Source organism: Streptomyces sp. NBC_01003, from assembly GCF_045162695.1.
Taxonomy (GTDB): Bacteria; Actinomycetota; Actinomycetes; order Streptomycetales; family Streptomycetaceae; genus Streptomyces.
This window is the reverse complement of the sequence record NZ_CP108707.1, coordinates 6,183,101-6,208,572: the sequence shown is the minus strand read 5'-3', so window position 1 is coordinate 6,208,572 and position 25,472 is coordinate 6,183,101. Positions and strand designations below refer to the sequence as shown.

The following is a 25,472-nucleotide window of genomic DNA, read 5'->3' as shown; positions in this document are numbered from 1 at the left end:
GACGCCTGACACAGCAGCCCCCGCTACTTGAAGTACTTGTTGAGCTCCGACACTGACATGGTCGAACCGTCAGCGTGCCTCACTGACGCCGCGATCATCGCGTCGTCGTGAGCATGAGCCTTCTTGGAGTAGTTCAGGTGGTTCGAAATATGGGCGCAGGCTTGCAGCAGCGACTCCACCTGGCTGCCCCACGTCTTGACGGTCTGCGACAGCGCTCCACCCATCGCGAAATTCTGCGCCTTGAGTTCGGCCGCGGCCCGCGTCGTGGAACCGTTGCCGTGCTTGTCCGCACCCATGCCGTCGATGTCCGCCTGCGCATGGAGATCACCATGAAGCTCGTGAGCCTCATGCCCGACAGCCCCCAGATCATCTTGATAGACCATCAGGCCTTGCTCACCGCTACCGCCCACGTCTGCCAGTTGATTCAGCCGCATATGGGCTGAACTCCGGTCAGTAGCCTGCGCCTTGAGCTGCTCCCACTCTTCCCATGCCACCCGGACGCTCCCCCGTGCCGAGTACTAGGACCAGTCACACTCCACGCCAACCTAGCGAGCCACCACACTCGCTCACAAGCATTGCCAACGATTGAGCAATGTCCGATATTGCCCGTGATTCGAGTTGAGTGCTTTTATTCGCAATTCAATTGCATAGATACTGTGCGAATCTTCATAAAAATCAGCCCCTGCCATGCCGATCATGGTAAGAGGCGGGTTGGCTGGAGCGGTGGTGGGCACCATGGGCTGGAGCAGCGTGCGATAGATGACTCGAAGTTGAACCATTCTGGGATGCGTACTCTTCACCAACGCTCATAACCATCACGCTCGCAGGATTCTTGAAGCAAGCAGGGGGATCGGTTTCGCGTGCGCACGCCAGGTACAGGTCCACAGGATGAGGACATGACGGAAACAGCCCCCACCGCGACGGCTTCCCTCCCGGCGCGCGGCCGCCCCTGGAGGGTCACCGCCGTCGTCGTGGGCGTTCTGCTGGTTCTGGCGGCTGGGGCAGGCGTCTGGCTGCTGTGGCCCGACGAGGAGCCCGCCGTGGCGGTACCCGGGAAGGTGTGCGAAAAGTCGCTGCCCGGCGCGGCCGTGAAGGACCTCATGCCTGAGCACGGCGAGAAGTTCCAGGAGCGGAACGCCTACAAGTTCGCCTCCGCCGGGCACAGTCAGGACGCCATGCGGGGCTGGGCACTTGGACAGTGCTTGCTGAGCGGCGGAGGGGCGAAGGTAGACGTCGAGTACCGGCTGCTCCAGGGTGGCGACTACACCCGCGCCGACGCCGAGCGCGATGCCCGCAAGTCCGGCCATACGCCGCTGATGCTCGGGGACGCGATCGGGTACTTGAACGGCTCTGGCGCCCACCTCTTCGTCAACTGCCCGGTCCGTTCGGGCGGCGACGAACTTCTGTCAGTCACGGTCGGCGTAGGCGGCAGCGGAACAGACATGAAGGACGGCGCCGTACGCGCCAGCGCGGCGGCGCTCGCCGCCGACACCGCCCGGCACGCCGCCCAGGACATCCGGCAGTGCGCCGACGCGGAGAACCTGCCGGAGGCGGCGCCTGACGTCGGGTGAGGGCGCCGCCTCCGGTCTCGCGGCGGCCGGTCGAGGAGGGTTGCGGTGCCGGTGCGATCGTTCTGTACACCGCAGCCCAACCACCCCACCAGCTGCCCGTTCAGCCCCCTTCCGCCCCTCTAGTAGTCTCGCCGAGCAGTTGAAACGGACGGGGGGACAGTTGCATATGCGCACGCCAGAGGTAGGGGTGAGGAGCGGCGGTCAGGCCCTTCGGCGTACAGGTCCCTACACCGTCATCACCCGCCTCGACGCCCCCTCCTCCCGCGGCGCCGCCCCCGTCCCCGAGACCCGCTACATCGCCCGTAGCGCGGACGGTGACCGGACCGTTCTCCTCAGCGTTCCGCTCGCCGGCGCCGACGCCCAACGCTTCATGGTCGAAGCCAACGCCTCCCGGTACCTAGTGGGGCCATGGGTCTCGCCCGCCACGGAGTTGACCCAGCCCGGGGACGCTCCATGGCACGCCCGCCCGTACGTGCCCGCGCTGCCTCTGCCCACGGCGCTCGCCGTGCACGGCGGCCCGCTCCCCGAGCGCACCGTCCGCGCCGTCGGTGCCGCTCTCGCCGAGGCCCTCGCCATCGCGCACGGACAGAACCTGACGTACGCGGGCGTCTCCCCCGCCGCCGTACTCCTCGCTGCCGACGGCCCCCGTCTGACCTGCTTCGGAGCCGTACGGGCTGCCGCTCCCGACGGCACCGCGCGTTCCGGTCTCCCCGGACTCGACCCGGGAAGCCTGCCGCCGGAGCAGACCGCGGGCGGGCGGCCACGCCCCATGGGCGACGTATACGCGCTCGGCGCGACCCTCGCGTACGCCGCAACCGGCACCACAGCCCCGGAACGGGACGAGCTGCCGCCGGCGCTACGGACTGTCATCGGACGGTGCCTCGCACGCGACCCGGGCGAGCGGCCTCAACTCGCGGAATTGCAGGAGGCGTTCACCCCGGCCTCCACATCACCCGTCGCCACGCAGACCGGGTCACGCGCCACCGCCCTCCTGGGGCCCGGCTGGCTGCCGGCCCGCGTCATCGCCGCCATCGCGCATCAGTCGGCGGCGCTGCTCGCGTCGGAGCCCGACGCGCTCGCCCCGACCGCCCGCCCTCAGGACTGACAGCGACCGATGCCCTCCCCTCTCACGCACGACGACCCCGTCGCCCTCGGCACGTACCGGCTCCTGGCCCGCCTCGGCAGCGGCGGCATGGGCACCGTCTATCTCGGGCGCACGGCCCGCGGCCGTACCGTCGCGCTCAAGACCATGCACGCGCGCATCGCCGCCGATCCGGATTCCCGTACCCGCTTCCGTCTGGAGGTCGATGCCGCGCGCGTCATCGGCGGCCGGTACGGGGCTCAGGTTGTGGACGCCGATCCGCACGCGGAGACGCCGTGGCTCGCCACCGAGTACGTGCTCGGCCCGCCGCTTGACGACGCCGTCCAGTGGAGCGGCCCCCTGCCGGAGGCGTCGGTCCGGGCTCTGGGAGCCGCGCTCGCCAACGCCCTCGGGCAGCTGCACCGCTCCGATGTCGTCCACCGCGACCTCAAGCCGTCCAACATCATGGTCACCGCGTACGGGCCGAAGGTCATCGACTTCGGAATCGCCCGGGCGATCGGGGACGCCCGGCTCACGCGGACCGGCGCCGCCGTCGGCACGCCCGCCTTCATGTCCCCCGAGCAGGCGACCGGGCAGGAACACGACGCGGCCGGCGACGTGTTCGCACTCGCGGGAGTCCTGGTCTTCGCGGCGACCGGCCACGGCCCGTTCGGGCAGGGCCAGCCGGCGGACCTGCTGTACCGGGTGCGGTACGCGGAGCCGGATCTCGGCGACGTACCGCCCGCGCTCGTCCCCCTGCTGACACGCTGCCTCGCCAAGGACCCGGGCCTGCGCCCCACCACGGCCGAGATCGCGACCCACCTCCACGACGGCAGCGGCGAATTCGCCGACTATCTCCCGGACACGCTCCTAGCGGAGATCGGGCGTCGGGCGAGTGAGGTGTGGGGGGTGGTGGCGCGAAGGATGGCGGCGCCTGCTGAGGGAACTCCCCCACTGGTGCCTACGAAGCCGGCCGCCGTCTCGCGGCGTCGGTTCCTGGCCCTCGGAGGTGGTGGCGTAACAGGCGTCGCCGCGGCAGCAGGAGGGTTCTGGTACTGGCGTGGCCAGTCCGGGGCGGAAGCCAGCCCCGGGCCTCACGGTGCGCAGGCCAATGACGGCGCGACCGCCAAGCGGACGACAGGGCTCGCCCCCTTGTGGAAGGTTTCGGACCGCGACCGCCAGCATGAACTCGGCCCGCTCGTTCCTCATCCCGTTCCGGGCACCGTCCTCATGGACCGCGGAGGCCTCGCCGGGCTTGCACCGCGCACCGGCGTCGCGAAGTGGAGCGTCATCAGCGGAGCGGGGAGTTGGCAGTACGCCGTGGCCGACGGCAAGGTGTACCGCATCGAGGAGCCCGACCCGGACTCGAAGCAGAAGCAACCCCCACTCGAGATTCACAGCGTGAGCAGCGACGGCGGCGGAGTGCTCGCCACGGTCGCCCGCCTCTCCGACAGCAACGGCCGTCTCAGGGGCAACCAGCTTCTGTGCGTCTCCGACGAGGTCCTCTACCTGGCGGTTGGGGACGGCGCGGACCCGCCCAGTGGCGCGGGCGAGTTCCGCGCGAGCCAGAAATGGACCCTTCGGGCCGTGGACGGCCACACCGGCAAGACCTTGTGGGCGCGGCCTCTGCCGTCGCGGCCCGACGACAGCAAGCGACTGCACTTCCTCTCGGCGCAGGTCGTCGGCAACCGCCTGATTACGTTTCAGGAGCGCGAGGAGGGTTCCGTACGGGTCGTGATACGAAACTCCCGTACAGGTGTGGTCAGTTGGGACGAGCCTTATCCCGTCGACGACCCCGAGACCGTACGCGAGAGCATCGCGGCGGACGACTCTCTCGTCTACCTGGGCGCCGGGCAGTTGCGGGCCCTGCGCCTGCGTGACGGTCGGCAGGTCTGGAACTCCCGGCCTGCCCACGGGTACGGAGAGACTTACAGCCCCCCGGCCCTCAAATCGGGTGTCCTGTACGCAGCCGTGGACGGGGCCGGCCTGGTCGCCGTGGACCCGCGCACCGGAAAGCAGCGATGGGCGGAGAAGAGCGAACTCGCGGGCAATGCCTTCACGACCTGCCGTCCCGTGATCGGCACCCGGTACGCGTATTACAAGAACGGGGTGACGCTCAGAGCCATCAGCCTCACCTCACACACCGTCGCTCGGACCTATGTCACTTCCGGCGAGCGGTTCTTCGGTGACGAGCAGAACGGCGTCATCATCGCGGTCGCAGCCAACTCCGTGGCCGCGTACCCACTCACATGACCCGTCCATAACGCCCTCTCCCCTACGCCAGAAAGCCAGCCCTCATGAATCCCCTCGGCACCGGCGACCCCCTCCGCCTCGGCCCGTACCGTCTGCTCGGCGTCCTGGGCGAGGGCGGAATGGGCAAGGTCTACGTCGGCCGGGACGACGCCGGGACGCTCGCGGCCGTGAAGGTGCTACGTCCCGAACTCGCCCATGACACCCATCTGGCACATCGTTTCGTCCGCGAGGCACAGGCCGCGCACGCCGTACGGAGTCCGGGAATCGCCGCGGTGCTGGGGGCGCAGACCGAGGGTGGGCGCCCGTGGATCGCCACTGAGTTCCTCGCCGGGCCGACCCTCGACCGGGCCGTTGCCTCTCACGGCCCGCTCGACGAATCCGCTGTACGGGCCCTCGCGGCTTCGCTGGCCCGCACCCTCGCGGACATCCACGCGGCCGGGTTCATCCACCGCGACCTCAAGCCGCCGAACATCGTCATGACGTCGAGCGGACCGCGCGTCATCGACTTCGGAATCGCCCGCCCCGAGCACGGCCTCACCCTCACCACCACCGGCCAGGTCCCGGTCACCCCCGGCTACGGCGCGCCCGAGCAGGTCCTCGGACAGCGCGTCTCGCCCCCAGCGGACGTGTTCTCGCTGGGCGCGGTCCTGGTCTACGCGGCCGGGGGCAGGCCGGCGTACGGCGGCGGGCATGTCGCCACCGTCCAGTACGAGGTGGTGCACGGAGAGCCCCACCTCGACGGAATCTCACCGCAGTTGACAACGCTGATCGCTCCGTGCCTGGCCAAGGATCCGGCGGCACGGCCCACGCCGGGCCAGATCACGACCGCATTCGAAGAGCCCGGGAAGGCCCGTCGGGTCTGGCGGCACGGGCCACTCGCCGAGACGATCAAGGGACGCGAGGCCGACGCACGGCAGTTGACCACTCAGGTCTCGCCGGAGGACGCCCCGAACCTGACCCGGCGGCGGCTGATCACCGGCTTCGCCGCAGGCGGCGCGGTACTGGCAGCAGGAGGCGGCGGGACCGCCTGGTGGCTGGGCGCGCGGAGGAAGAAGGAAGCACAGCAAAGCAAGGATCCCTTCTACGCTCCGCCGCCGGTGCGCACGCCCAAGGCCACGCTCGACACCGGGGCGGGCGGCAAGCCCACAAGCCTGTGGAACGCAGCCGACGTGATGGACGCCGCACACGGGGGCCTGCTTGCCGTACGGGACGTCATCGTCTTCGCGTCCGTGAGCGGCGGATACAGCGCGCACGACGTCAGGAACGGAAAGCGGCGGTGGACGGTGCCCGAGGCGCAGGTCAAGGCCGGGTGCCTCTCTCTGTCGGACCAGCTGGTGGCGATGGCCGACGGGCAGGGAACGCTCCACACGTTCGTCGCCTCCACCGGCCGACCCAAGTGGACGTGCCGGTCGGCGGGGGCGAAAGCGCTCGTCGCCGCGGACGACGAAGCCGTGTACGTACTCACCGATGACGACCAGCTGCGCAGTATCAGCCGTTCCGACGCAAAGATCCGTTGGACGTCGAAGTTCCCGGCCGAATACCGCGGAAAGGTCCAGTACCGGGCGGTCATCGGTGACGGGCTACTGGTGTTCGTGGGGGACGACGGCGGCATCCTCACCATGGCCACCGGCGACGGCCATCCGGTGTGGTCGTTCCCGCAGACGACGGATCTGGACATCGCTCCGGCCGTCCACAAGGGAGTCGTCTACCTCAACGGCGAGCCCCTGACGGCGCGTCGCCTGCGGGACGGGAAGAAGCTGTGGGAGTCCCAGCCCCCGTATCGCCTCGGCGCGAGGGCGTGGGGGCCGCCCTTGGTGTACGGGGACTCGATCTACGCCAACGACGGGGACCACACCCGGCGCATCCTCATGAAGGACGGATCCGAGGTCTGGTCGACGCTGGGTGAAGCGAGCTACTTCAGCCCTGTACTACGTCAAGGAAGCGGCCTGTGGGCTTACTTGTACAGGGAAGACTCTGCGCAGGTCAGCACCATGAACATCGAGGACGGCAAGGCCAGGTGGGCGTACGACCTGCCCAAGACGGACTACCTCGACGTGGCGGCGGGCGGCAATCGCGTCTTCGTGCAACACGGCAACTCGGTCACGGCTCTGTCGGTCTTCTGATCTCGGGCTCCTACTGTCCGCTGGACGGGGTCCCGCCGCCGGGGTGGTTCGGGGCGGGCCACGGGGTGTACTGGGGAGACTGCGGCGGGCTGGGCACATGTGGCGGGGGCGGCGACGCACGCAGCTGACGACGTCGAACCAACGGAATGGCGACGCCCGCGCCGATCAGCACAGCAGCGCCTACGCCGATTCCGATCCCCAGCGAAGCGTCGCTGTCGCTCTCCTCGGCGGCGGTCTGCGCCGCAGCGCCCGATGCCTTCGGTGACGGATACGTGATCACCTCGGGAACCGGGAAGTCCGGCAGCGGATACTTGCCGGCCGGACCGGGGTTGCCGGGCTGGGGCAGGGCAATGCGCGGGCGTACGACTCCGTATCCGATGGCGTGGTTACGCTTCGAGCCGTCCGTCGGACCGCCACTGGTGTTGACCAGGACCCGAAGCACCTGGTTGTTGGTCCAGTTCGGGTGCTTGGCCCAGATCAGGGCCGCGCTGGCGGAAGCAAGGGCAGTGGCGTCTCCCGTCCCGGCCGTTTTACAGAAGCCGGTCTTGCTCATCTTGGTCCCGCACGCGTGAACCATGTCGACACCGGGGGCGGATACGTCGACCTGTTCGCCTTTCTGAGACGTGGCGGTCGCGAAAATTTCCTTATTCACAGCACCGACGCCCACTACGCCAGACGTTGCACTCGGGTAGTTCAGGGTGCTGCCGACGTCACCGCCCTCGCCCACCGACGCGAAGATCAGGGACCCCTTGCCCATGGCGTACTTCACCGCCGCGGTCAACTCGGACGAGCCTTCAATCAACTCCTGGGAAACGTTGATGACCTGGGCGTGGTGATCGGCCGCGTAGCGAATGGCCTTCGCGAAGACAGGGTTGTCCTTCGTCGCCAGCTCACCCCGGCTGTTCGCGTCATTGATATCAGGAATGCGAATGGGCATGATCTCGGCGCCCGGTGCCAGTCCGAACCCCCCTCGCCCACCGCCGTACGCGCCGGTCCCCGCGATCAGACCGGCCATTCCGGTTCCGTGCCCGTCGTAGTCGGTCCGCTCGTCGCCAGGCGAACGGGGCGCGAGGTCCAAACCCGGCACAACTCTGCCGACGAGGTCCGGGTTTGTGGAGTCCACCCCGGTGTCGATGACGGCGACGGTAACGCCCTTACCCGTGCTGACCTTCCACATCTCTTCGGCGTGCATTCGGTCCAGGTACCACTGCTGGGATCGGATCGATTCCGCGTGAGCGGGGGCGGCGGCGACACCCGCCAGCAACAGGCCGAGGGCCGCGGTTGCCGCTACGCGCTGGAGCCTGCCGGAACGTGTCCGGTGCCCGTCCATCAATGTCGCTGTCACGCAGAGGGGCCCGGTCCTTGCGGGCCGCCGTACAACGAGTTCGGGTCGTGACTGCCGGCGTGATTCTGGGGCGCGCTGTACGCCTGATACGGCGGCTGCCCGGAACCGGGAGCCTGGGCGTGCGGGTATGCGGGCGGCTGTGGGGCGCTGCGGCGCCTGCGGTTACGGAGGACCGGGATGGCAATTCCCGCGGCGACCAGGGTGGCGGCACCCACGCCGATGCCGATCCAGAGCGGGGTGTTGCTGTCGTCGCCCTGGGACGCGGCGGCCGGCGCGGCGGAGTTGGTGTCGTCCGGGGCCTGGGCGCCCTTGGAGGGCTTGGCAGCGGGTGGCTTGGATGCCACGACCGGGTAGTCCGGCAGCGGGTACTTGCCGGCCGGGCCGGGGTCGCCGGGGGTCTTCAGGGCGATGCGGGGGCGGACGATTCCATAACCGATGCCGTCGTTGCGCTTCGCGCCGTCCACGGGGCCACCGATGGTGTTGAGCATGACCCGGAGAACCTGGTTGTTCGTCCAGTCCGGGTGCTTGGACCAGATCAGGGCCGCGCTCGCGGACGCCAATGCGCTGGCGTCACTGCTGCCGTGTGTCTCGCACAACCCGGTCCCGCCACCGCAGGCATGCAGCATCTTGTCGCCCGGAGCCGACATGTCCACCTGCGTGCCGTGCTGCGATTCCGTTGTCTTGCTCAAGTCCTTGCCCACCGCGCCCACGCCCACAACGCCCGGCGTACCCGCAGGGAACTGGACATCGTTGCCCGCGTCTCCGGTATTCCCTACCGCGGCGAAGACCAACGAGCCTTTGTTCAGGGCGTATTCGACGGCCTCCGTCAGCTGCTCCGAATCATCCTCGACACCCTGCGAGACGTTGATGACCTTCGCACCGTGGTCCGCGGCATAGCGAATGCCGGTAGAGGTGGCCTTAAGGAACTGGGCGTCCGCGGCGGCTCCGTTGTTGGCCTTCGAGCCGTCGGGCAGTCGGATCGGCAAGATCTTGGCGCCCGGCGCCAGCCCGAAGGCACCCTGGCCACCACTGTACGCTCCGGTGCCCGCGATCAGACCGGCCATACCCGTACCGTGGCCGTCGTAGTCGGTGTGTGCGTCTCCCGACAGCCCCTCGGCGAGATCCTTGCCCTGCAGAACCCGGCCCTTGAGGTCCGGATTCTGGGGGTCCACGCCTGTATCGATCACCGCGACGGTGATGCCCACGCCGGTACTCGTCTTCCACATGCTCTCGGCATGCATGGTGTCGAGGAACCACTGCTCGGACCGAGTGGTGTCCGCGTGAGCGGGACCTGTCGCGGTACCCACCAACAGCAGGCCCAGGAAGGCCGAAGCGCCTGTGCTGCGGCGTCTGCGACGTGAGCTGGTGGTGGTCATGCGCTACCTTTCGCTGTTCTTCGCGGGATCGTCGACTACCGAGGGCACGTTACGCCGGTCGTCCGGCGTCCAGGTCTGCTCGTCCTCCGTGACGTAGCCAGGACGCTCCTCCGGCTTCTCGTCGCGGCCGGGTCCAGGACGGGAGCCATGCGGTGGCACCCCGCTGCGCCCTGTCTGGCCTGAGCGTTGTGACTCGTCGGACGATGTGCTGTTCGGTCCGCCCTGACCGCGTACCAAGCCGGAGCCACCCGAACTGAAGGTGCGGGCATTGGCACGACTCTGCTGCTGCGCCCGGCCGCCGACGATTCCGCCGTTGTCTCCAGTCGCTCCGCCGACTCGCCGACCCGTGCCCCCGCGAGGGCCCGCTCCCGTCGTACTGGGCCTGCTGCCGCCTACCGGACCCTGACCTGTCGTAGCGTTGCGCCCGCCAGTGGCGCTTTCGCCGCCCATGACTTTGCCGCGCGGAATGCTTGTAGTGGGTCTGCCCGTTGCGGGCTGCGGGCGGCCGCCCGCCACTCCATTGGTGGTCGGCAAACGTCCAGGCGTGCCGGGACGCCCTGCGGCTGTCTGGTTCTGGCCAGGCATCATCGGTCCGCGCCCACCGGTGTTCGACGGGCGGCCTGTGGCGCCGGACGCCGTCGGACTGGTCGGTCGTTGCGTACTGCCGCCACCGGCTGTAGGGGAGAGCCCGCGTGCAGAACCGACAGCAGGGCCTGGCCCACGGCCTGCGCCATTTCCGTAGGCGACGGGCGGGATGAGACCCGGAGCGGGATTTCCGCTCGGCCCGGGGTTGACCGGGTTCGGACCTACAGGTGGGCCGCTCGTCGTCGGTGAGGGCGTATGCGAAGTTTCAGGAAGAACACCGACAGAGTCGACGCCCATGCGTGCGGGAGGTGCGACGCTCCCATGCGCAGCGGGCAACGGCGCGTTCTCCAGACCCCCGCGATCGACTCCCGTGCTACCCGTCGCGGTGGCGTGGCTTGCCGGGCTCGCACCGCTGCTGTGGGCGCCACCCGAGGCGAAAGCACCCCCGTCAGTTGCTCCTTGAGCGCCGGTTCCCGGTCGCTGTCGGTAACCGCCCCCGTCCAGCTTCGCGCGGTCCGGGTCCTGGATGTCCGTCGGCGGAGGCGGGAACTTGAGTTGGTCCGGCTTCCTCGCCGCAGCCATCTGCGAGGTGGAGAGCGAGTACGCCTGCCCCAGCTTCTCCATTTCGTCTGCGGTCTGCTGACGAACCGCCATATTCTTCGACAGGATCGTCTGCGCGTCCGGGTCGTTGTGCGCGGAGCGGGCCGAGTCAATGTTGGCGTCGACGTTCTTGTCACGCGGGACCGACGTCTTGGCCTTGCCGATCGCCTCGGCCGCGTGTCCGAGCCACTTCGACGAGTCTTGGCTGTAGTCGCCCAACGCCACGGTGGCGTTGGCCAGTTTGCCCGCCCACACACGGAACGAATCGGCGCCTTCGCCCTTCCACTTCACCCACTGGGGACGGATCTTGAGCTCCTCAGCGATGCTGTGGATCTCCTTGGCTGCGGAGGCAAGCTTGTCCGCCGCTGCCTGGACCGTGCCGGCGTCCGCCTCATCCAGCCAGGCCAGCATCTGCTCGTGCGTCATGCCGTCGAACCGAGTCTTCTTGCCCTGTCCGGCCATTACGCATTCCCCGCTTTGTAGCCCTTATTGGTGTCCTTCTCGGGCTTGTCCGACCCGTCGGCGTGAGCCGCCCCCTTGGACTTTCCTTCCGACTCCTGCTTCTCCTTCTCCGGGTTGTACTCACCACCCCAGTGGTGGGTGGCCTCGGCGCTGATCGCGGCCATCCGCCGCCGTACGTCCATGTCCACGTTGTTGTAACCCTTGTGGGAGGCCAGGACGGCGATACCCATGGCCTCTATCGAGTCCGAGAGAAGCTTCGAGAGGTTTTCCAGATCTGTGATCACCGTGTCGTACTGAGAGGACACGCCATCCGCTTCGTGCCAACCCTTCGGCCCGCCACCGAACTTCGCTCGCGCCAGGGCCTCCTGGCCGACCTTCCTGGGACCGGCAGGGGATTCCTTCAAATCCTTGATCAGCTCATCCACCCGCTGCTGGAACTTAGTGAACGACTCCAGCTCGGTGACGACCTCGCCCACCGCCGCCTGAGCCGCCCCCACCGCTCCGAGTACGCCGAAGAAGGCCCACGGCGAGCCGTCGCTGCCGCCGCCCTTGTCCGCTGCCTCTGCCATCGCGTCCTCCCCGTTCCCCGCGTCCCCGTGTCCCGTACAGACCGCTCGTCGAGCGGCGGTGGCCGGCGTCGTTCAGACCGCTCGCCCCGTCGCGTCGCCCGCCGAAGGTCATCGGCCGGCGCCCTCGTCTACGAAGTCTCGACAACAACTCTAGCCAAACGCACTGTCAGTTCACACGCCGCCCGTTGCAGAGTCCATCGACATCGCGTCACACAACGACACGTCACGTCACAAGTTGCAACGGGCAATGGGTAATGGGGGCTTGGAGCTTCACTCCGTTGACGTCGCCATGGCCGGGGTCGCCGTCGACGTCACCACCGCCGCCTGCGGGCGGATCGGCAGGCGGTTGACGGGACGGCCCGTGGCCGCGCGGACCGCTGAGGCCACTGCCGCCGGGGATGCGACCACCGGGACCGCGCTTGCCGCCTTCGCTCCGAAGGGGGCCACCACGTCCCGTTCCTCGACCAGTTTGACGATGCGGATGTCGGGGGCGTCCAGGGACGTGGGGAGTGCGTAGCCCGTGAAGTCGGGGTGGCGGACCAGGCCGCGCGGGGTGCGGAGGTTCTCCGTGAGGGCCGCGCCCACGCCCTGCGTGACGCCCGCTTCGATACGGGCCGCCAGCTGGGCCGGGTTCAACACTCTGCCTACGTCCTGGGCGACCGCAAGCTCCACGACCCGCACCGAACCGAGTTCGATGTCCACGTCGACCACCGCGCGGATCGCGCAGAACGCGAGGCCCACGAAGGCGTCGCCCTGGCCGTCGGCGTCGAGGGGTTCGGTGGGGTGCGGGCGGCACTGGGCCGTGGCCCACAGTTCCTTGCCGTCCATCGCCTCGGTGACCGTCGTCGACAGGACTCCGTCGTACGACGTGATCTTGCCGTCGGCGATCTGGAGCAGCTCCGTGGACATGCCGAACTTGTGCGCCAGGGGCTGGAGAAGCTGGGTGCGGACCATCTTCGCGGCGCGCTCGACCGCTCCGCCGGAGACCCACGTGTGGCGGCCGCGGCAGCCGGGGCCGGCCGGCGGCTGGTCCGTGTCGACCGGGGCGACCTGGACCTCGTCGATGCCGAGGGTGTCCTGGACGATCTGCCTCGCCAAAGTAGTAAAACCCTGGCCGGTTTCCACGGCGGCGCAGATGACCGTCGCCACGCCGTCGTGGACCTTCACCGTCGCCGTCGACACCTCGTCGGTGCCTTCCGCGCCGAGCATGTGCACCATGCCGAGGCCGTAGCCGACGCCGCGGCGCACCGCGCCCGGTTCGCCCGCGCCCTCGGGGCCGCCGGGCAGCAGCCACTCGTCCTCGGGGGTGTCCCTGGGCAGCTCCGGCAGCGGGAAGTCCCGTACCGCGCCCAGCAGTTCGGCGACCGGCGCCGGGCACGTCACCGTCTGCCCGGTCGGGAGCACGTCGCCCGTCGCCATGGCGTTGCGCAGGCGCAGCTCCGCGGGGTCGATGCCGAGCTTCTTCGCGAGCTTGTCCATCTGCGCCTCGTACGCGGCGCAGACCTGGAGGGCGCCCTCTCCGCGTACGTGGCCGGAGGGCGGGTTGTTCGTGCGGACCGCCCAGCCCTCGATGAAGGCGTGCGGGACGACGTACGGGCCGCAGGCGAAGGAGACCGCGGCGGCGAGCGCCTCCGAGGACGTGTCGGCGTACGCGCCCGCGTCGAGGAGGATCTGCGCCTCGACCTTGACGAGCTTGCCCTCGGCGTCCGCGTGGTGGCGATAGCGCAGGAGGGTGGGGTGGCGGTGGGTGTGGCCGAGGAAGGACTCCTCGCGCGTAGCGGTGAGTTTGACCGGGCAGCCGGTCCTCAACGCGAGCAGTCCGAGCGGGAGTTGGAAGCTCTGGTCCTCGCGGTCGCCGGTCGCGCCGGGCACGCCCGTGACGACGACCTTCACGCGCTCGGGTTCGAGGCCGTAGCGGGCGGCGGCGAGGTCGCGGTCGCCGTGCGGGTCGGTGGAGGCGATGTAGAGCTCCACTCCCCCGTCGGGGCGCGGTACGGCGAGGCCGGCCTCGGCGCCGATGGGGGCCGGGTCCTGGCGGCCGATGCGGTACTGACCCTCGACGACGATTTCGCCGACCGCGTCCTGGTCGCCGTGGCGCAGGGGGATGTGGCGGATCAGGTTGCCGTCGGGGTGCAGCGGCTCGGCGGTGAAGGACTGCTCGGGGTCGGTGACCGGTTCGAGCACCTCGTACTCGACGATGACGGCCGCGGCCGCCATGCGCGCGGTGTCCGGGTGATCGGCGGCGACGGCCGCGATGGCCTCGCCGTGGTGGCGTACGACGTCGGAGGCGAACACCGGGCGGTCCGCGGCACGGTGGCCGGGCAGGGGCGCTCCGGGGACGTCCTCGTGCGTGATGACGGCCCGCACACCGGGCATCTCGCGCGCGTGGGTGGTGTCGATGGAGAGGATCCGCGCGTGCGGGTGCGGGGAGCGCAGGACGGCCGCCCACAGCAGGCCCTCGGCCCACAGGTCGGCGGCGTACGGGAAGGTGCCCTCCGTCTTGGCGCGCGCCTCGGCGGGCGGCAAGGACGCCCCGAGGCCGTGCGGGAGCGGCTCGGCCACGGGGGCCGCGGGCGCGGTGGCTGCTGCTTCGTCACTCACGCCAGGCCTCCGTCCTGAATACCTTCGGTCGCGCTGGGTCCCGCCTGGTGCGGGATGCGGGCCCCGCCCCCGGCGTCACCCGCGGAGGCCGTCGACCCCGTCGAGCCCGTCGCGGTGGTCGAGCCCGTCGCGGTGGTTCCGCTCGTCGCGGACGCCTCGCGTTCGGTGACGACCTGCTGTACGGCGTCCAGGATCCCGCGGTAGCCGGAACAGCGGCACAGGTTGCCGCACAGCGCCTGCCGGGTCTCCAGCTCGGTGGGGGCCGGGTTGCCCTCGAGTAGGTCGTGCACGGTCATCGCCATGCCGGGCACGCAGAACCCGCACTGGACGGCGCAGCGGCCGGCGAGGGCGCGCTGCACGTCGGAGGGCTGTCCGTCGGCGGCCAGGCCCTCCACCGTGCGTACTTCGCTCCCGGCCGCGGTGGCGCCGGGCACGAGGCAGGAGGCTACGAGGCGGCCGTCGACCTGCACGTTGCAGGCGCCGCACTCGCCCTGCGAGCAGCCGTCCTTGGCCCCGGCGAGGCCGAGGCGCTCGCGCAGGACGTAGAGCAGGGACTCGCCGATCCAGGCGCCGGTGACGGGGCGGTCGGTGCCGTTGACCCGCAGGACGTAGGAGGCGAGGGGGTGGTCGTCGTGGAGGGGGGCGACCACGGCGTCGGAGTCGGGCTCGTCGGGGACGGCGTCCTCGGGGGCGGGGGCTTCGGCGACCACAGGGGCCTCGTCGACCTCAGGAGCCTCCGGGGCCTCACGGACCTCAGAAGCCTCGGCGGCCGGCACCCGCACCGGCTCCTCCGCCGACTCGGCGGCGACGTCCGCGAACGCGTGCGCTTCGTCGGCCACGGTCCCGACCGGCGTGGGTTCGCCGTGCACGTCGCGTTCGCCGCGTATGTCGCGTTCATCATGTGCGTCGTGTACGTCATGTGCGTCGCGTACGTCGTTGGCGTCCCCCTGCGCCGGCACCGGCTCCGGCTCGGGCGCGAACTCAGGCTCAAGCTCCCCCGCCGGCTCCCGTGCCCACTCCTCCGCCGCCCAGGGCGCAACCGCACCCCCCGGCAGCGTCGCCGGAGGCGTCCGGCCCCACTGCGCGGCGATGGACGACGTGGTGAACTCGCCCGACTCGTCCGGAAGATCCCCCTCGGCGATGACCGGGATCGACCACTGCCCGGTCTGCCCGGTGTGCCCGGCCGGTTCGGCCACCGGGTGCTCGTGGGCGGGCGGCTGCTCGACGTCCGAGAAGTTCCACTGCCCGGTCGCCCCGGCCCCGTGGCCGTACGAAGGCATCGCCTCCGGAGCGGCCGGTTCGGCGTGTTCGGCAGGTTCGGGCCAGTGCACCTCACCCGTAGCCGCCCCCGTGGGCGCCGCCTGCGCCCCCGTCACGTCGGGTGGCAGCACCCACACGCCGGTCGCCGCCGGGTCCGTCGCCGCGGGGCCGCCGGGCGCGATGGTGATCTGCGGCGGTACGTAGCCGTGTCCCGGCGCGGCCAGCGGCACGTCGGGGAGGCCGCCCTCGGGGAGCTGCACGAAGGCGGTGGCGTCCGCGTCGTAGTCGCCCTGGGGCAGCGGCTCCCAGCCGCCGCCCTGGTGACCACCGTGGCCACCATGGTTGTGCTCGTCAGTCACGACAGCGCCCTCCCAAGTGCACGTCGGGCCAGCGCGGCGACCGTGCGCCGCAGGTGCAGTACGGCGGGCGGCAGCTGTTCCTGGGTGCCGTCCGGCGCCGGGGCGGCGTCGGGGATGCAGGCCGCGGCGACGTACTCGCCGAACGCGGTCAGCGCCTCGGGCACGAGCATCCGCTCGCCGTCCCAGTCGATGAGCGAGGCCACCCACTGCTCGGCCTCCAGGGGCCGCAGCGGCATGGGCGCGATGGCGCCGACCGCGCACCGCACGCCGCGCCTCGCGGGGTCGAGGACGAGTGCGACGGACGCGAGGGCGCGTCCGGGGCCGGTGCGGCCGGTGGCCTTGAGGAAGGTCTGCGGGGCGTGCAGGAGCGGCACGCGCACGAAGCCGATGAGCTCGCCCGGGCTGAGCATCTCCATACCCGCGAGCAGGTGGGAGACGGGGACCTCGCGCCGCACGCCGCCGGGGCCCGCGATGATGAGGGTCGCTTCGAGGGCGGCCAGGACGGGCAGCGTGTCGCCGGTCGCGGCGGCGGAGGCGATGTTGCCGCCGAGGGTGCCCGCGTTACGGATCTGGGGAGGTCCGGCGGCGCGGGCCGCGGCCGCGAGGGCGGGGATCAGGGCGGCGAAGTCGGGGCGTCCGATGCGGGCGTGGGTGAGGCCGGCGCCGAGCAGGGCGTGACCGTCCTGGTACTGCCAGCCGCGGATCTCGCTGATGCGGCCGAGGCCGACGAGGGCGGCGGGGCGCAGCAGTCCTGCGTTGACCGAGGCCATCAGATCGGTGCCGCCCGCGACCGGGACCGCGGCGGGCATGGCGGAGAGTGCTGCCACGGCCTCGTCCAGCGAGCCCGGGAGCGTCACGGCCTGCGTAGCGTGCGTGGTCAAACCGGCTGCCCCTTCCCGATGTCCGGCACTTCGCCCGGCGGCTTCGGCTTGTGAACCGTCGTTCGCGCCGTTACGCCTGTTCCGCCGTACGGTACGTGCTGACAGGCCGGACGTGGCAACTCTGGCACATCTTCCCGGGGGCCCGGCGAGGGGGTCCGCTAGGAGGCTTTCGCCCCGAGGACCAGGGAGATGGGTAGATTTCGCCCCTGGTCACCGGTCAGCGCGCATTGCCGCTCTTCGGTGATTTTTGTAAGGCTTTTTCGTGCGGTCCCACGGTCCCAGGGCCGGGGCCCCGGGGCACGCGTACGGCGGGCGTCTCACACGTTCGGGGGCGCCCCCTCGATCGGGCGTCCGAGCACACCCGGTCGCTGCTGCCACGGAAGGGGCCCTGTGGGCGGGCGGTAGCCGACGCCGAGGGCGTCAAGACGGGCGTAGTGGGCGGTCATCCGGCGCCGGAAGTCCGTGTAGTCGCGCTCGGCGGGTGCGGGCAGGGCGCTCCAGGCGACCTCGGCGAAGGCGGCCAGGCGCGGGAACACCTGGTAGTCGACGCGGTCCTGGCCGTCCATCACCTCGGTCCACACGTTGGCCTGGGTGCCGAGGACATGCCGCGCCTCGTCCTCGGTGAGCTGCGGGGGGACGGGCTCGAAGCGGTAGACGTCCTCAAGCGTGCGGACGTATCCGATGGGCATCGGCTCGTCGTCGCCCGGCGCCTGACGGTGGTCCAGGTACACCTGCTGCTCGGGGCACATGACGACGTCGTGTCCGGCGCGGGCGGCGGTGATGCCGCCCTGGTAGCCGCGCCAGGACGACACGGCGGCGCCGGGCGCGAGGCCGCCCTCCAGGATCTCGTCCCAGCCGATCAGGCGACGGCCGCGTTCGGTGAGCCAGGTGTCGAAGTGCCGGATGAACCAGGACTGGAGCTCGTCCTCGTCCTTCAGGCCGAGTTCGGCGATCCGGGCCTGCGCGGCGGGCGACTGCTTCCACTGGTCCTTGGGGCACTCGTCGCCGCCGATGTGAATGAACGGCGAGACGTCGGCGGGGAAGAGGCCGAGGAGTTCCTCGAATACGCCCTCGTAGAAGCGCAGGGTGTGGTCGGTCGGTGCGAGTACGTTCGGGGTTACTCCCCAGTTGTCCCAGACGGTGAGCGAGGCGGTGTCGACGACGTCCGTGTTGCCGAGTTCCGGATAGGCCGCGATGGCCGCCTGGGAGTGGCCGGGGACATCGATCTCGGGGACGACGCGGATATGCCGTTCGGCGGCGTACGCGACGATCTCGCGGATGTCGTCCTGCGTGTAGAAGCCGCCGTGCGGACGGTCGTCCCACAGGGGTGAGGCGCGGTGGCCGAATTTCGTGCGTGCGCGCCAGGCTCCGTGCTCCGTCAGCTTGGGGTGGCGCTTGATCTCGACGCGCCACCCCTGGTCGTCGGTGAGGTGGAAGTGGAAGACGTTCAGTTTGTGCGCGGCGAGCAGGTCGAGATAGCGCAGGACTCCGTCCTTGGGCATGAAGTGGCGTGACACGTCCAGCATCAGACCGCGCCAGGCGAAGCGTGGGGCGTCCTCGACGGTGCCGGTGGGGACGGTCCACGTGCGGCCCGCTTCGAGGGGCGCGCGCCGGAATGCGTCCGGGCCGAGGAGCTGACGGAACGTCTGGGCTCCCCAGAAGACACCGGCCGCGCTGCCGCCTTCGACGCGGATCGCGCGCCGGTCGACGGTCATCCGATAGGCCTCCGGGCCGAGTTCCGGGTCGACGCGCAGTTCGATACGGGTGCCGCCGTCGCGCAGCTCAGTGCCGCTGTCGGCGTCGTTCAGGGGGAGGCCGGTGGCCGCTCCGACGGCCGAGCGCAGCCAGCGAGCGACGCCCTCGGTGCCCGCGCCGGCGTCGATCGTGGTGGCGTCGCCGAGTTCGTGAAGGCCGTCGCCGGGCGCCGTCCGGCGGGGTGCGGGAATGAGTTCTGCCGAAGTCACTGACATCAGTCCTTAACCGCGCCGCCGAGCCCGGAGACCAGGCGCCGCTGTACGAGTACGAAGAAGACCAGTACCGGAATGGTCATTACCGTCGACGCCGCCATGATGCCGCCCCAGTCGTTCTCGTCGGGTTTGAAGAAGACGAGCAGGGCCATGGGCAGGGTCGACTGCGAGGTGTCGCTGATGATGAAGGACTTCGCGAACAGGAAGTCGTTCCAGGTCGAGATGAACGAGAACACGCTGGTCGCCACGAGGCCGGGAAAGACCAGCGGGAAAAGGATCTGCCAGAGGAACCTGGTGCGGCTCGCGCCGTCGATGTACGCCGCCTCCTCAAGCGCTTCAGGGACGGCCTTCACAAAGCCCCGGAGCATCCACACGGCGAACGGCAGCGAGAACGCCAGGTGCGGCAGGATCAGTGAACCCAGCGTGTTGAGCTGCCCGAAATCCCGCATGAGGAAGAAGAGCGGAATGGTGAGGGCCTCAACGGGCACCATCTGCGCCACCAGGAACATGATGAGAAGCGTCGTGCGGAACCTGAACCGGAACCTTGTCACCGCGGTCGCCGCGAGGAATGCGACGAGGGCGGAGAGCACGACGACGGTGCCCGCGACGATCAGGCTGTTGAGGAAGTACCGGCCGAATTCCTGCTGTTGGAAGACGCGCCGGAAGGAGTCGAGGGAGGGTGCGAGCGTCCAGGGTCTCGGCTCGGTCGACTCGATCTCCCCGGCCGGTTTGAAGGCGCCGAGCACCATCCAGTAGAGGGGGAAGGCGACGACGAGGGCGATCAGGAGAGCGGATGCCTCGGCGGCGAGCCGCCACGGCCGCCGCACCCTCACCCGGACCCGGACCCGTACGGAGCTCACCGCGCGTACGGGACTCGCAGCACGTACGGAGCTCACAGCTCCTCCCCTCTGCGGCGCAGGATCCGCAGGTAGCCGAGCGTGACGGCGAGCAGGATCAGCAGCATGACGACGCCGATCGCCGAGCCGAGGCTGTACTGGCTGGACGCGAAGGCTTTCTGGTACGCGTACACGTTGAGCACGAGGTTCTGGCCCGCGATGCCGCCGCCGTTCGTCATGACGTAGATCTGGGTGAACACCTTGAAGTCCCAGATGACCGACTGGACGGTGACGACGAGGAGGATCGGCCGCAGCATCGGCGCGAGCACCGAGCGCCAGATCCGCCACTGCGAGGCCCCGTCGAGCGCCGCCGCCTCGACGACCTCCTCCGGGATCGTCCTGATACCCGCGTACACGGTGACCATCACGAACGGGAAGGAACACCACACCACTTCGAGCAGGACGAGTGCGAAGGCGCTGTAGCGGCCGTACGTCCACGAGAAGTCGCCGAGCCCGAACACCCGGTTGACCGGGCCGAAGTCCGGGTCGAAGAGGAACATCCACACCGTCGAGCCGGTGACGGCGGGCGTCGCCCAGGCGCCGAGCGCGGCCAGCATCAGGGCGAGCCGGGGCAGGGCACGTACGCGGGTGAGCAGGACGGCGAGGGCGCAGCCGACGGCGAGGGTGGAGACGACGCACGCGGCGGCGAACAGGACCGTGGCGAGCAGCACCTGCCAGAACTGCTCGTCGGCGAAGAGCGTCGCGTAGTTCCCGAGCCCCTGGAACGTGGTCGGTTCGCCGCCGCTGACCTGGGCCTGGGTGTATTCGAGGAACGAGATCAGGCCGAGTTGGTAGACGGGGTAGACGAGGAGCCCGCCGAGGAGGAGCAGGGCGGGGGCGAGATAGAGCCAGGGGGTCCAGGCGCCGGTGCGGCGGGCGGTGGTGGTGGCCACGCGGTCAGCCCGCGGTGCGGAAGGCGGTGTCCATCTTCTTCGCCGCGTCCCGCGAGGCGGTCGCCACGTCCTTACGTCCGCTGACGATCTCCTGGAACATGGTCGGCAGGACGAGCGAGGCGTCTATCTGACCCCACGCGGGCGAGGCGGGCACGAACTTGGCGCCGGCGCCGAGGGTCTTGATGAAGGGCGCGACGAAGGGCTCCTTCTTCGCGACGCTCTCGCGGACGTCCGTGTACGTGGGCAGGAAGCCCATCGCGTCGAAGAGTTCGCCCTGCGTCTTCTTCGAGGCGAGGCTCTTCATGAGGTCCACGGCGAGCGTGCGGTGCGAGGTGCTCTTGAGCACGCCGATGTTGTTGCCGCCCGCGAAGGCCGGGGCGATGTCGCCCTTGTCCGCGCCCGGCAGCGGCACGACGGCGTACTTGCCCTTGACCTTGCCGTCCTCCATGGCCTGGTGACTGAAGTCGCCACCGATGGCCATGCCGGCCTTGCCGGAGGCGAAGGCGGTGACGGTGTCGTTGCCGCCCATGCCGGCGCACTTGGCCGCGGGACAGTTGTCGCCGCCGAAGAGGGACGTGTAGGCCTCGATGCCCTTGCGCGCGGCCGGGCTGTCGATGGCCGACTCGTACGATCCGCCCTTCTTCTCGGCGAGTTCGCCGCCCTGGGACCAGATGAACGGCATCGCGCCGTACGTGTACGCGCCGCCGACCGCGAGGCCGTACAGGTCCGGCTTCGCCTTGTGGATCTTCCGGGCCGTGGCGGCGAGTTGGGCCTGCGTCGTCGGGACACCGAGCTTGAGGTCCTTGAAGACGTCGGTGCGGTAGTAGAGGGCGCGCACGCCGACGAAGTAGGGGGCGCCGTAGATCTTTCCGTCGACCGTCACGGACTCCTTGGCCGTCGGGTCGGTGTCCTTGGCCTCGGACCAGGCGCCGAACTCGGCGGTCACGTCGGCGAGGCCGCCGTCCTTGACGTATCCGGCGGTGTCGGTGTTGCCGTACTCGATGACGTCGGGCGCGCTCTTCGGGTCGTTGAAGGCGGCCTTGATCTTCTCGGCGCGGGTCTCGACGGGTATGTACTCGACCTTGACGTCGGCGCCCTCGTGGGACTTCTCGAAGGCGGCGACGGCCGCGTCGACGACCTTCTGCTTCGGCTGGTTGTTGACCTCCTGGAAGAGCCAGACACGCAGGGTCCCGCTCTTGTCGTCCCCGGCGGAGCCGTTGTCCGACGTCCCGGGGGCGCAGGCGGTGGCGAGGGCAAGTGCGGCCAGGGGCAAGGCCATTCGGACGGGGAGCTTCATGGGGGCAGCCTCCGAAGAGTCGTTGCAACATACGCAATGGCGGTTTTGCTGTGCACAACACAGAGGAGGCTAGGAGGTCCAGACCACTGAGCGCAACGGTCGCGCAGGCAGCACAAAGGCCCCCATGGCGCGACAGATGCGCACCTCGGGGGCCTTTCGCAGCAGCCTCAGGAACCTTCCGCAGCGGCGCGAACCGCCGCCTCTCGCCCTGTTGCTCCCTGCCTCTACTTCTTGTCCTTGCCGCCCTTGTCCTTGTCGCCGCCGGCGCCCATGGACTCGTAGATCTCCTTGCACATGGGACACACGGGGTACTTCTTCGGGTCCCGGCCCGGCACCCAGACCTTGCCGCAGAGCGCGACGACCGGCGTCCCCTCGAGGGCGCTCGCCATGATCTTGTCCTTCTGGACATAGTGGGCGTAGCGCTCGTGGTCGCCGTCACCGTGCGACGTCTGCGGCGTCGGCTCTACGAGGGTCCCCGTACCTGTCCCGCGCTCGGGCTCAAGAGTGCTCATAAAGGCCAAGGGTACTTAAGCGCCGGGAGAAGGGGCAGCGGCCTCGGGGTGAAGGGCCCACACGCCCGATTTCCGTCGATCACGGCACCGGCCGGCGGCCTCAGTTGAGCGAGGGATCGTCCGGGTACGTCGCCACCATCGCCAGGTCGCTGCGCTGGCGTCGCAGTACCGCGCGCCACAGGCCCTCGGGCTCCGTCGACGAGACGTCTCCCGGCTCCGACTCCACGACGTACCAGGCGCCGTCGGTCAGCTCGGACTCCAGCTGGCGCGGGCCCCAGCCGGCGTACCCCGCGAAGATCCGCAGGGATCCGAGGGCGGAGGCGAGCAGCTCGGGAGGGGCCTCCAGGTCGACGAGGCCGATCGCGCCGTGGACGCGGCGCCAGCCGAGGGGCCCTTCGTCGCCGGGGATCACCGCTACGCCGAGTGCCGAGTCGAGCGAGACCGGGCCGCCCTGGAAGACGACGCCCGGATCCCCGGCGAGCTCGCCCCAGCCCTCCAGGATGTCCCCGACCCCGACCGGCGTGGGCCGGTTGAGGACGACGCCGAGCGAGCCCTCCTCGTCGTGGTCGAGGAGCAGCACGACCGCCCGGTCGAAGTTCGGGTCCGCGAGGGCGGGTGTGGCCACGAGCAGCCGCCCTGTGAGCGAGGACACCTCGGTCATGCCAGACATGATCCCGCATCTTGCCGCCGAGCGGGGAGTCAATGACCCTTCCCGGGTGCGCCCAGCTCAGAGACGCCTCACGCGCCCGGGGCGCGCGCCGTGAACCGCCCCCGGAGGGTAACCCTCCGCGCCCGTTTAGCCACATTTCGTGTTGTAGCGAAGTCATGACGCCCGCCCTGTGCACTTGGGCCTACAGAAGGAGGGTAGGCGGCCCTTAGGCTTATGCCTTGGCCCGCCCAGCGGCCCGGCCCGAAAGGCCTCGCCCGACGGCTCCGCCCTGCGGTCCTGCCCATCTGTCCTGTCCATCTCATCGGAACGCGAGATTCATGACCGTCACCGACGATGTACTGCTTGTCCACGGCGGAACCCCGCTGGAGGGCGAGATCCGTGTCCGCGGCGCGAAGAACCTCGTGCCCAAGGCCATGGTCGCCGCGCTGCTCGGCAGCGAGCCGAGCCGGCTGCGCAACGTCCCGGACATCCGTGACGTCCGGGTCGTACGCGGCCTCCTCCAGTTGCACGGCGTGACGGTCCGCCCGGGTGAGGAACCCGGCGAGCTGATCATGGACCCGTCGCACGTGGAGAGCGCCAACGTCGCCGACATCGACGCGCACGCCGGCTCCTCGCGCATTCCGATCCTGCTGTGCGGGCCGCTCCTGCACCGGCTCGGCCACGCGTTCATCCCGGGCCTCGGCGGCTGCGACATCGGCGGCCGGCCGATCGACTTCCACTTCGAGGTGCTCCGCCAGTTCGGCGCGACCATCGAGAAGCGGGCCGACGGCCAGTACCTGGAGGCCCCGCAGCGGCTGCGCGGCACGAAGATCCGGCTGCCGTACCCGTCGGTCGGCGCGACCGAGCAGGTCCTCCTGACGGCCGTGCTGGCCGAGGGCGTGACCGAGCTCTCGAACGCGGCCGTGGAGCCCGAGATCGAGGACCTCATCTGCGTACTGCAGAAGATGGGCGCGATCATCGCCATGGACACCGACCGGACCATCCGGGTCACGGGTGTCGACAAGCTCGGCGGCTACACGCACCGCGCCCTCTCGGACCGTCTGGAGGCCGCGTCGTGGGCGTCGGCCGCGCTGGCGACCGAGGGCAACATCTACGTCCGCGGCGCCCAGCAGCGCTCGATGATGACGTTCCTGAACACGTACCGCAAGGTCGGCGGCGCCTTCGAGATCGACGACGAGGGCATCCGCTTCTGGCACCCGGGCGGCTCGCTGAAGTCGATCGCCCTGGAGACGGACGTCCACCCCGGCTTCCAGACCGACTGGCAGCAGCCGCTCGTCGTGGCCCTGACGCAGGCCTCGGGCCTGTCCATCGTCCACGAGACGGTCTACGAGTCCCGTCTGGGCTTCACGTCCGCGCTGAACCAGATGGGCGCGCACATCCAGCTCTACCGCGAGTGCCTGGGCGGCTCGGACTGCCGCTTCGGCCAGCGCAACTTCCTGCACTCCGCGGTCGTGTCGGGCCCGACGAAGCTCCAGGGCGCCGACCTGGTCATCCCCGACCTGCGCGGCGGCTTCTCGTACCTGATCGCGGCCCTGGCCGCCCAGGGCACGAGCCGCGTCCACGGCATCGACCTGATCAACCGCGGCTACGAGAACTTCATGGAGAAGCTCGTGGAGCTCGGCGCGAAGGTCGAGCTGCCCGGCAAGGCACTGGGCTAGCCACAAGCCGGCTGTCTGTCCGGGGGGCACCCCCCGGACAGACACAGCACGGAGAAGCTCGTGGAGCTCGGCGCGAAGGTCGAGCTCCCGGGCAAGGCACTGGGCTAGCCACAGGAGGCTCCTGACGCCTTCCTGAGCGCCGCAACAACGCAGAAGGGGCGGCCACCCGAACCGGGTGGCCGCCCCTTCTGTTGCCTGGCTTACTTGCCCTTGGCGGCTTCCTTGAGCTTGGAGCCCGCGGACACCTTCACGCTGAAACCGGCCGGGATGTTGATCGGCTCGCCGGTCTGCGGGTTGCGGGCGGTGCGAGCGGCACGGTGCGTGCGCTCGAAGGTCAGGAAGCCGGGGATGGTGACCTTCTCGTCGCCCTTGGCAACGATCTCGCCGACCGTCTCGGCGAACGCGGCCAGCACGGCGTCGGCGTCCTTGCGGGTCACCTCGGCGCGGTCGGCCAGCGCGGCCACCAGCTCACTGCGGTTCATGTTTGTACTCCCGTGTTCTTCTTGCCGTTGA

At 69.9% G+C, this 25,472-nt stretch carries 20 protein-coding genes and 1 pseudogene; 5 read left to right on the top strand and 16 right to left on the bottom strand.

Translation table 11 applies throughout. The features are described 5' to 3' along the window. Nucleotides 1–23: 23 nt before the first annotated feature. Nucleotides 24–494: a hypothetical protein gene (locus OG698_RS28320; protein WP_406106289.1), complete on the bottom strand. Its 471-nt coding sequence runs from the start codon at nucleotides 492–494 to the stop codon at nucleotides 24–26. 72 nt (nucleotides 495–566) lie between these two features. Continuing rightward, complete coding sequence (locus tag OG698_RS28315) at nucleotides 567–737, bottom strand: hypothetical protein (protein ID WP_406106287.1); 171 nt, start codon at nucleotides 735–737, stop codon at nucleotides 567–569. 159 nt (nucleotides 738–896) lie between these two features. Here OG698_RS28315 and OG698_RS28310 point away from each other — a divergent pair, with 159 nt between their 5' ends. From OG698_RS28310 to OG698_RS28295, 4 genes are all read left to right on the top strand, one after another. Further along, nucleotides 897–1,571: a hypothetical protein gene (locus tag OG698_RS28310; protein WP_406106285.1), complete on the top strand. Its 675-nt coding sequence runs from the start codon at nucleotides 897–899 to the stop codon at nucleotides 1,569–1,571. Between the two features lie 166 nt (nucleotides 1,572–1,737). After that, nucleotides 1,738–2,676, top strand: coding sequence for a serine/threonine protein kinase (locus OG698_RS28305; protein ID WP_406106283.1), 939 nt, complete (start codon nucleotides 1,738–1,740; stop codon nucleotides 2,674–2,676). 9 nt (nucleotides 2,677–2,685) lie between these two features. Further along, nucleotides 2,686–4,905 carry a protein kinase domain-containing protein gene (locus OG698_RS28300; RefSeq protein WP_406106281.1) on the top strand — a complete coding sequence of 740 codons (2,220 nt, stop codon included), beginning with the start codon at nucleotides 2,686–2,688 and terminating at the stop codon, nucleotides 4,903–4,905. 44 nt (nucleotides 4,906–4,949) lie between these two features. Continuing rightward, entirely contained in the window at nucleotides 4,950–7,028 is a 2,079-nt protein-coding gene (locus OG698_RS28295; RefSeq protein WP_406106279.1) for a protein kinase domain-containing protein, read from the top strand. Nucleotides 7,029–7,038: 10 nt separating this feature from the next. Here OG698_RS28295 and mycP (OG698_RS28290) read toward each other — a convergent pair whose 3' ends face one another. From mycP (OG698_RS28290) to OG698_RS28230, 13 genes and pseudogenes are all read right to left on the bottom strand, one after another. After that, entirely contained in the window at nucleotides 7,039–8,358 is a 1,320-nt protein-coding gene (gene mycP, locus OG698_RS28290; protein ID WP_406111326.1) for a type VII secretion-associated serine protease mycosin, read from the bottom strand. Between the two features lie 11 nt (nucleotides 8,359–8,369). Further along, nucleotides 8,370–9,749 carry a type VII secretion-associated serine protease mycosin gene (gene mycP, locus OG698_RS28285; RefSeq protein ID WP_406106277.1) on the bottom strand — a complete coding sequence of 460 codons (1,380 nt, stop codon included), beginning with the start codon at nucleotides 9,747–9,749 and terminating at the stop codon, nucleotides 8,370–8,372. Between the two features lie 3 nt (nucleotides 9,750–9,752). Further along, a complete protein-coding gene (locus OG698_RS28280) occupies nucleotides 9,753–11,396 on the bottom strand; it encodes a hypothetical protein (protein ID WP_406106275.1) in 1,644 nt (547 codons plus the stop codon). Continuing rightward, nucleotides 11,396–11,965: a hypothetical protein gene (locus tag OG698_RS28275; protein WP_406106273.1), complete on the bottom strand. Its 570-nt coding sequence runs from the start codon at nucleotides 11,963–11,965 to the stop codon at nucleotides 11,396–11,398. Before OG698_RS28275 ends, OG698_RS28280 begins: the two co-directional genes overlap by 1 nt. Before the next feature lie 270 nt (nucleotides 11,966–12,235). Further along, entirely contained in the window at nucleotides 12,236–14,566 is a 2,331-nt protein-coding gene (locus tag OG698_RS28270) for a xanthine dehydrogenase family protein molybdopterin-binding subunit (RefSeq protein ID WP_406106271.1), read from the bottom strand. Next, nucleotides 14,563–16,185, bottom strand: coding sequence for a 2Fe-2S iron-sulfur cluster-binding protein (locus OG698_RS28265; protein ID WP_406106269.1), 1,623 nt, complete (start codon nucleotides 16,183–16,185; stop codon nucleotides 14,563–14,565). Before OG698_RS28265 ends, OG698_RS28270 begins: the two co-directional genes overlap by 4 nt. Beyond that, nucleotides 16,182–17,066 carry an FAD binding domain-containing protein gene (locus OG698_RS28260; RefSeq protein WP_326775515.1) on the bottom strand — a complete coding sequence of 295 codons (885 nt, stop codon included), beginning with the start codon at nucleotides 17,064–17,066 and terminating at the stop codon, nucleotides 16,182–16,184. Before OG698_RS28260 ends, OG698_RS28265 begins: the two co-directional genes overlap by 4 nt. A 317-nt stretch (nucleotides 17,067–17,383) precedes the next feature. Next, nucleotides 17,384–19,036, bottom strand: coding sequence for a beta-N-acetylhexosaminidase (locus tag OG698_RS28255; protein ID WP_406106266.1), 1,653 nt, complete (start codon nucleotides 19,034–19,036; stop codon nucleotides 17,384–17,386). Further along, entirely contained in the window at nucleotides 19,036–19,893 is an 858-nt protein-coding gene (locus tag OG698_RS28250) for a carbohydrate ABC transporter permease (RefSeq protein WP_100593931.1), read from the bottom strand. The genes OG698_RS28255 and OG698_RS28250 overlap by 1 nt, the downstream gene beginning before the upstream one ends. A 32-nt stretch (nucleotides 19,894–19,925) precedes the next feature. Beyond that, nucleotides 19,926–20,807 (bottom strand): annotated as a pseudogene (locus tag OG698_RS28245) (carbohydrate ABC transporter permease); the annotation flags it as partial. Nucleotides 20,808–20,826: 19 nt separating this feature from the next. Further along, the gene (locus OG698_RS28240; protein WP_406106264.1) at nucleotides 20,827–22,119 is read right to left on the bottom strand and encodes an extracellular solute-binding protein; all 1,293 of its coding nucleotides are present in this window, start codon (nucleotides 22,117–22,119) and stop codon (nucleotides 20,827–20,829) included. A gap of 224 nt (nucleotides 22,120–22,343) precedes the next feature. Continuing rightward, the gene (locus OG698_RS28235; RefSeq protein WP_100593929.1) at nucleotides 22,344–22,631 is read right to left on the bottom strand and encodes a DUF3039 domain-containing protein; all 288 of its coding nucleotides are present in this window, start codon (nucleotides 22,629–22,631) and stop codon (nucleotides 22,344–22,346) included. Between the two features lie 100 nt (nucleotides 22,632–22,731). Next, on the bottom strand, nucleotides 22,732–23,292 hold the full coding sequence (locus OG698_RS28230; protein WP_406106262.1) for a YqgE/AlgH family protein: 561 nt from the start codon (nucleotides 23,290–23,292) through the stop codon (nucleotides 22,732–22,734). A 326-nt stretch (nucleotides 23,293–23,618) separates the two neighbouring features. On the opposite strand from OG698_RS28230, the gene murA reads away from it, so the two are divergent. Further along, entirely contained in the window at nucleotides 23,619–24,959 is a 1,341-nt protein-coding gene (gene murA / locus OG698_RS28225) for a UDP-N-acetylglucosamine 1-carboxyvinyltransferase (RefSeq protein WP_100593927.1), read from the top strand. A 200-nt stretch (nucleotides 24,960–25,159) separates the two neighbouring features. Here the strand turns inward: murA and OG698_RS28220 are convergent, their stop codons facing one another. Next, nucleotides 25,160–25,441 carry an HU family DNA-binding protein gene (locus tag OG698_RS28220; RefSeq protein WP_030680681.1) on the bottom strand — a complete coding sequence of 94 codons (282 nt, stop codon included), beginning with the start codon at nucleotides 25,439–25,441 and terminating at the stop codon, nucleotides 25,160–25,162. Nucleotides 25,442–25,472: the final 31 nt, after the last annotated feature.

Coding starts and splice junctions, on each gene's coding strand:
- OG698_RS28315 (WP_406106287.1), bottom strand. CDS start 737: ATGGTGCCCACCACCGCTCCAGCCAACCCGCCTCTTACCATGATCGGC.
- OG698_RS28310 (WP_406106285.1), top strand. CDS start 897: ATGACGGAAACAGCCCCCACCGCGACGGCTTCCCTCCCGGCGCGCGGC.
- OG698_RS28305 (WP_406106283.1), top strand. CDS start 1,738: ATGCGCACGCCAGAGGTAGGGGTGAGGAGCGGCGGTCAGGCCCTTCGG.
- OG698_RS28300 (WP_406106281.1), top strand. CDS start 2,686: ATGCCCTCCCCTCTCACGCACGACGACCCCGTCGCCCTCGGCACGTAC.
- OG698_RS28295 (WP_406106279.1), top strand. CDS start 4,950: ATGAATCCCCTCGGCACCGGCGACCCCCTCCGCCTCGGCCCGTACCGT.
- mycP (WP_406111326.1), bottom strand. CDS start 8,358: ATGGACGGGCACCGGACACGTTCCGGCAGGCTCCAGCGCGTAGCGGCA.
- mycP (WP_406106277.1), bottom strand. CDS start 9,749: ATGACCACCACCAGCTCACGTCGCAGACGCCGCAGCACAGGCGCTTCG.
- OG698_RS28280 (WP_406106275.1), bottom strand. CDS start 11,396: ATGGCCGGACAGGGCAAGAAGACTCGGTTCGACGGCATGACGCACGAG.
- OG698_RS28275 (WP_406106273.1), bottom strand. CDS start 11,965: ATGGCAGAGGCAGCGGACAAGGGCGGCGGCAGCGACGGCTCGCCGTGG.
- OG698_RS28255 (WP_406106266.1), bottom strand. CDS start 19,036: ATGTCAGTGACTTCGGCAGAACTCATTCCCGCACCCCGCCGGACGGCG.
- OG698_RS28240 (WP_406106264.1), bottom strand. CDS start 22,119: ATGAAGCTCCCCGTCCGAATGGCCTTGCCCCTGGCCGCACTTGCCCTC.
- OG698_RS28235 (WP_100593929.1), bottom strand. CDS start 22,631: ATGAGCACTCTTGAGCCCGAGCGCGGGACAGGTACGGGGACCCTCGTA.
- OG698_RS28230 (WP_406106262.1), bottom strand. CDS start 23,292: ATGACCGAGGTGTCCTCGCTCACAGGGCGGCTGCTCGTGGCCACACCC.
- murA (WP_100593927.1), top strand. CDS start 23,619: ATGACCGTCACCGACGATGTACTGCTTGTCCACGGCGGAACCCCGCTG.
- OG698_RS28220 (WP_030680681.1), bottom strand. CDS start 25,441: ATGAACCGCAGTGAGCTGGTGGCCGCGCTGGCCGACCGCGCCGAGGTG.